Source organism: Micromonospora sp. AMSO1212t (assembly GCF_008868145.1).
Classification (GTDB): domain Bacteria; phylum Actinomycetota; class Actinomycetes; order Mycobacteriales; family Micromonosporaceae; genus Micromonospora; species Micromonospora tulbaghiae.
The window spans coordinates 1-1267 of record NZ_WBKS01000250.1 but is presented as its reverse complement, the minus strand read 5'-3'; the positions used below and the strand labels follow the sequence as shown (position 1 = coordinate 1267).

The window sequence follows — 1267 nt, the reverse complement described above, 5'->3', positions numbered from 1 at the left end:
CGGGTCGTACCCGATCCGGCCCGCCCGCCCGGGTGGACGCGCCGGATCGGGTACGACCCGGAGCGACCTGATCCGCGTGCAACCGCCGGAGCCGCATCGGGGTGTCGTGTGGTGAGAGCGGACACGGGAGGTGGGCATGGACGGCCCCGAGGACTTCGACGCCTTCTACACGGCGACCGCGCGGCGGGTCGTGCACCACGTCTACGCGCTCTGCGGCGACCTGGCCGAGGCCCAGGACGTGACGCAGGAGGCGTACGCGCGGGCCTGGCAGCGCTGGTCGACAGTCGGAGCGTACGAGGATCCGGAGGGCTGGGTGCGGACGGTGGCCTGGCGCCTGACGGCCAACCGGTGGCGCGGCCTGCGGCGCTGGTTCGCGGCGCGGGCGCGGCTGGGCCGGGAGACTCCGGCGCCCGGGCCCAACCCGGACCGGGTGGCGTTGCTGGCGGCGTTACGGCAACTGCCCGACGCGCAACGGCTGGTCGTCGTCCTGCACCACCTCCACGACCTGCCGGTGGCGGAGATCGCCCGGACCACCGGCATGCCCGAGGGGACTGTCAAGTCGTACCTGTCCCGGGGCCGTACCGCGCTCGCCGTTCTACTGACCGACGACAAGGAGGAAGTCGATGTCGGCACGCATTGGTGAGGCTCTGCGGGAGTTGGAGCAGGACATGACCGGGCTGCGGCTCAGCCCGGCGGCCGAGGTGCGCGCACGGGCGCGCGCCAGGAGCCGGCGACGGGCCACGGTTCTGGCGGGGGTGGCCGCGGTGACTGTCACCGGCGGCGCCGCGACCATGGCGACGCTGTCCGGACCGGCGGCGCCGATGCCGTCCGCCGGCAGCGCGGCCACCCCGTCCGCCTCGGCGTCGGCCGCGTGTCGGGCCGACCCTCCGGTACGGCTGGACGTCGTCTTCCGGCCCGGTGCCGGCGCGCCGCAACTCGGCGAGGTCGACTACCGGATCGGGCAGGCGCGCGGGGACACCGGGCTGCGCTGCCGCGGCACCACTGCCGCGGCCCGGCCGGACGCCGACGGACGGGTCGTCCTGTCGGTGCTGCTGGCGGACGGTGAGGACCCGGCGCCGATCCGGGCCGCGGTGGAGAAGCTGCCCGGCGTGGAGCGGGTGGTGACCGTCGACGGGTGAGCGGATGCTCCTATGGATGTCAAGGGGTGTTGAGGGCGGTGTAGTCGGCGAGGAGGGCGGTGTGGACCTCGCGGATGATGTAGCGCTTGAGGCAGCGGATGATCTCTTTGTTGGTGAGGCCTTGTTTG

2 protein-coding genes are annotated in these 1267 nt (G+C 74.0%); both read left to right on the top strand.

Annotation, left to right across the window (positions count from 1 at the left end):
* The first annotated feature begins 136 nt into the window (after positions 1 to 136).
* Positions 137 to 643, top strand: a complete 507-nt coding sequence (locus tag F8279_RS29645; protein ID WP_091426462.1) for a SigE family RNA polymerase sigma factor — start codon at positions 137 to 139, stop codon at positions 641 to 643.
* Positions 624 to 1139: a hypothetical protein gene (locus F8279_RS29640; RefSeq protein ID WP_151501707.1), complete on the top strand. Its 516-nt coding sequence runs from the start codon at positions 624 to 626 to the stop codon at positions 1137 to 1139. Before F8279_RS29645 ends, F8279_RS29640 begins: the two co-directional genes overlap by 20 nt.
* Positions 1140 to 1267 lie beyond the last annotated feature (128 nt).